The 4,939-nt window shown below is 40.4% G+C and carries 3 protein-coding genes; 2 read left to right on the top strand and 1 reads right to left on the bottom strand.

The window, feature by feature from the left end:
- The first annotated feature begins 184 nt into the window (after positions 1–184).
- Both WBM98_RS16790 and WBM98_RS16785 read left to right on the top strand, forming a co-directional pair.
- Positions 185–2,146, top strand: coding sequence for a histidine kinase dimerization/phosphoacceptor domain -containing protein (locus WBM98_RS16790; RefSeq protein WP_424367171.1), 1,962 nt, complete (start codon positions 185–187; stop codon positions 2,144–2,146).
- Between the two features lie 2 nt (positions 2,147–2,148).
- Positions 2,149–2,883: a LytR/AlgR family response regulator transcription factor gene (locus tag WBM98_RS16785; RefSeq protein ID WP_424367170.1), complete on the top strand. Its 735-nt coding sequence runs from the start codon at positions 2,149–2,151 to the stop codon at positions 2,881–2,883.
- 125 nt (positions 2,884–3,008) lie between these two features.
- Here the strand turns inward: WBM98_RS16785 and WBM98_RS16780 are convergent.
- Positions 3,009–4,939 (bottom strand): outer membrane beta-barrel family protein (locus tag WBM98_RS16780; protein ID WP_424367169.1); only part of this gene is annotated, 1,931 nt, incomplete at its 5' end.

Raw genomic sequence — 4,939 nt, 5'->3', positions numbered from 1 at the left:
CCCCTTAGCACCACAAGCGAATACTTTTCACTACCTAAAGAATACAATTGCAACCTAGAATGAAAGCAAGTAGGGATGAAATGGTTGAAATACTGTCCGAACCCCCATTTTTAATTATCAAAGATTTATTTATAAAATGTTGTATATTTAACAAACTCGTTTCCCCCGGTGACAATATTTAGAAATGAGAATTCGGTTTTTGATTGCGATATTCACAACCACCTTTTCTTTATTGAATGGCTTTATCGGTATATCCCAAATAGTGGACCTCGACCGCGAAAAACCTTACAAAAAGGTTTTTGTAGAGACCGATAATTTCGGTGCTTCGTATTTGGACATCCTAGAGGAGGCCTACCCGTTGATCAAAACCGATACCATTCAGTACTCCATGCTCAATGATCTCGCATACTATTGGCATACCCGTAATTTAAATACTTCGCTTGCCCATACCCAGAAGGGCCTAGAACTGACAAGGAAAAAGAACGACACACTTTGGGAAGGTAGGTTTCAGATTACACAGGCCGCAATTTTATTGCGTATGGAAAAACTGGATAGTGCTTTGACAATTTTAACCCAGGCGAAGGAAAAAGTACATGAAAGTGACCTATCGTTTCTATATACTCAATTAGGATATGTTTTTGAACGCAAGGGACAGTTGGATCGTGCTGCGGATTATGCCATGGATGCTTTGCGGCTAGGGGAGAAATTGAATGATAAAAAGGCCATGGCATTGGCATATAGCGATTTAAGCAATTTGTTCTGGAAACAATCAAAATTTGATTCTGGTTTGGAATATGGTTTAAAATCGGTCGCCATCTTTGAGGAACGCGGTATCAATGACATGGATTATGGTTTTACACTTTATGTGGTTGCTAATAATTATTTGGAGTTGAAAGCCTACGAAAAGGCCTTGAACTATTACGATCATTCGATTGCCATTGGTGAGCGCTATGGTTTTTACAATAATCTTAGCGATGTATATATTTCAAAGGTAGATCTCTATACCTATTTGAACGAATTCGACAAAGCGGCTGTTGCCGCTGAAAGCGCCGTGAAATATGCAGAGTTATTGGACAATAATTTTATGTTGATGCGCTCATGGCTATCTATTGGGAAGTTGGAGAATATTCAAGGGAAGTATGCGTCGGCCATCGAAAGTTTAAACAAGTGCATTACCATTGCCTCTGCCGATTTTGGGGATGAGTATTATTTGAGCCAAGCGTATGAAACCTTGGGAAAGGCATTGGCGGGGAACCATAATTATCAAGAAGCCTATCAAGCCTTTGCCGTATACGATGATCTAAAGGATAGGATTTTTACGGCTGAGGCCGATCAACGCATATCGCAATTGAGGACCGAATTCGATGTTGCCCAAAAAGAAAATACCATTCAATTGCAGCAAACCCGTATTTCCCGACAACAAACAAGGCAATCGTTGATTATCGTCCTTGTGTTTCTTTTGCTGCTCTATTTACTATTGCTTTATAAGTCATTGGAGAACAATAGTAAAAAAAATAAAATGCTTGAAAAACAGAACAAAGAAAAGGAGTTTCTGTTAAAAGAGATCCATCATCGGGTAAAGAATAACCTTGAGATTGTCTCTAGCCTCATCTCCTTACAATCGGCGGAGATCAATGATGAAAAAATTCTTACCGCCATGCAGAATAGCCAACATAGAATCCAGAGCATGAGCATGATACATCAAAAGTTGTATCAAGAGAAGAGCCTTTCATCCATTGAAATGAAGTCCTATTTTTCTGATTTGTCAAATTATGTGGTCAGTGTTTTTGATGCCCAAGATAGGGTCGAAGTGCGATTGGATATGGATGAGATTGAATTGGAGGTCGATACGGCCATACCAATAGGACTTATCGTGAATGAGCTTTTGACCAATTCGATGAAATATGCATTTCCGAATAAGGCATCGGGAGCGGTCACCATCAAATTAAAAAAAGCAAACTCCCAATTGTTCTTGAATGTTTCGGATAACGGCATTGGATCACAGGTCACAAAAAAGAACATAGAAACTGGGTTTGGAACTAAACTGATTAAATTATTGACACGACAATTAGACGGTAAAATGAAATTAGTAGTAGAAAACGGAACGACGGTTTCCTTTGAATTTCAATATAATAAAGCGGCATAGATATGGAAGATAAAATCAAGGTTTTGGTAGTTGAGGATGATATGATCATTGCCGCCAATATCAGTTTGCAACTGACCAATTTGGGGTATGAAGTTACCGGTATTGAAACCAGGGGCGAGGAGGCCCTTGTCCATGCACGGGAGAATTGTCCGGATATAATACTTATGGATGTGAATTTAAAAGGTAAACTAGATGGCATTGAAACCACCCAGCGTATACATGAGGCCTTCAATATCCCTGTCATATACCTTACCGCGAATACCGATGAGGCTTCGTTTAACAGGGCCAAGGAGACCCATCCTTTTGCCTTTATACCCAAACCTTTGAACACCTTACAATTACAGCGAACGTTTGAGCTGGTAGTACAGCAAATCAAATTAAAAAATAGTAATAAGGAAATAGGATACCCGTCCTTGAAAGTTTTGGATGACCGAATTTTTATACGCCATAAGGGCCATATGAACAAATTATTATTGGCGGATATCCTATATATTGAGGCGGATCGAAATTATTGTATGATCGTAACGACATCTAACCAATATTTGTTGGCAACCACCTTAAAAACCATGGAAGAAAAGCTGCCTGCATCGATGTTCATCAGGGTTCATAGGTCGTATATGGTCAACATTTCCAAACTTGATGTTGTTGCCGACGGGCATTTAGAGATCAACCGAAAGGTAATCCCAATGGGAAAATCGCACAAAGAACCATTGCTGAATCGCATACAAACGATTTGATGGTTGTAGTTCAGTGAACCCAACTTGCCTTTTTTTATTAGGAAGGCTCCTTTTCAATCCACTCACTATGTTCTTTCCTTTTTGTCTAGACCAAGGTGGTAATGGCCCACGGGATGATTCATTGCTTAGTTGACCCTTGATTTTTCTTCCTCGGCGCCCGTACCACGTTCCCGGGCAGATTTTAATTTGCTATTTCCAAAGCTGTTCGAATAGGTCAATATGAAGGTGCGATTAGAGAAATCAAAGGAATTTACCGTATTCAAATTTTGTTCGGGAATATCGGTTGCTACGGTCCATATCATAGAATCGAACAAGTCATTGACCTTGAATCCGAGGGTGCCCCATTTGGCACCGAATTTCTTTTGGATACCGAGGTTGACCCCATAGTATTCTTCCAGTACTGCAGTACCTATAAAGCTTATGATCGATGGACTGCTATAGTTTACATTGATTTCCGAAGTAAGGTTTTTCGCCAATGTAAACGACTGTGTACTGTTTATGTTGAAGGTGTTCTGTTCTAAGGCAATTTGTGATCCGGCAATGGTATTTGTAACCTTAGTGTTTAGGTATATGAGGTTATTCTGCATTTTCCACCAATTGGTGAAGGTTATAGGAAGTCCAAAGGTCAATGAAAATGTTTTGGTCTGGTCCATATTCGAGGCTCCAAAGATGAGCCTTTCGTTTTCCTCGTCAAATCGGGAATTAAATCTCGAAATGGTACCATCCTCAATGGAATACTGGACCGAAAGTATGGCGGACCTATAGTTGAGGTCAAATTTGCCCGAGTTGGATATTGCGGGCTGAACAGCAGGATTTCCTGCAAAAAATGTAGTGGGGTCTACAAAAATGACAAACGGTGCCATATCGTTGAAGGTAGGTCGGGTAATTCGTCTTGAGTAGGAAAGATTAAAATTCAAGGTGTCGTTTACCTTATGGGAGATATATGCGGTCGGAAAGAGTTCGCCAAAGGACCTATCCACCACTTTCCCTTGTTTTTCAGAATTCAGTTCCGAGTCGGTATGTTCATAGCGCAGGCCCAACTGTACACTGGTTTTATCGCTCATGGTATATTCCAAGCTGCCATACCCGGCCAATATGCGTTCCTTTAGGGAGCTGACATCGGTAAGATCTGGATCTTCAACGAAATTTTGTCCCTCAAAAGTTCCTACCGACACATCATTATCAAAATTGCTAAAAGCCCCTTTTATACCTATGTCCAATTTGATCTTATCGCTGATGCGGTTGCTATAATCGGTCTTTCCTACGGTAATGTTGATCGGGGTTGTTTTATCGCTCGTGGTGAGTTCTTCCCTAAGGAAGTTGTTGTTGCCATCAAAAAAACTATTGGTATAGACCGTTGGATTTTCAAGCCTATATTTGAGGTAATCCAAGTCAAAGCTTACAAACCCATCCTTCTTAAAATCATGTTTGATATTCATGTTCGACCCAAAATGCTGCAATTGATTTCTTTCGGTATTCAAAAGCTGAACAAAAGAGCTCGGCATACCATTTTCGGTCTCTTGACTTTGATTCACGGCATCCATCGTCCACTTGTTATCATTGGCCCATAACAACAGCCCTATGATTGTTTTATCGGATGTTTGATAATCCAGTCCCGTTCGAATATTGTGGTTGCGCTGAATAGGATCCCGGTCAGATTCGGTAGCTAAGTTCACAGGAATGTTATTCCCGTCATTGAAACTCCTATCAAAAGCGAATAGCTGCCCTTGTGCATTTCTCATAAAAGAATAATTGCCGAAAAAGTTAAGTCTGTTTTTTCTATAGTTAAAGCTGATATTATCGGAGGTCGTACTTCCGTTTCCGACCCCTCCAGAAACTGAATAGGACCCATTAAGGCCTACATCGGTTTGTTCCTTTAGTACGATATTGATAAAGCCGGCATTGCCTTCGGCATCGAAATTGGCCGGAGGAGTGGTGATCAATTCAATAGTTTCGACATTGTTCGCGCTCATTCCTTCCAATAGTTGTACAAGACTTGATGCTGGCATATAACTTTGTTTCCCATTGATCATGACTACGACACCGCTTTTCCCTA

The organism is Maribacter sp., assembly GCF_049667165.1.
Classification (GTDB): Bacteria; Bacteroidota; Bacteroidia; order Flavobacteriales; family Flavobacteriaceae; genus Maribacter_A.
This window is presented reverse-complemented; position numbering and strand designations above follow the sequence as displayed.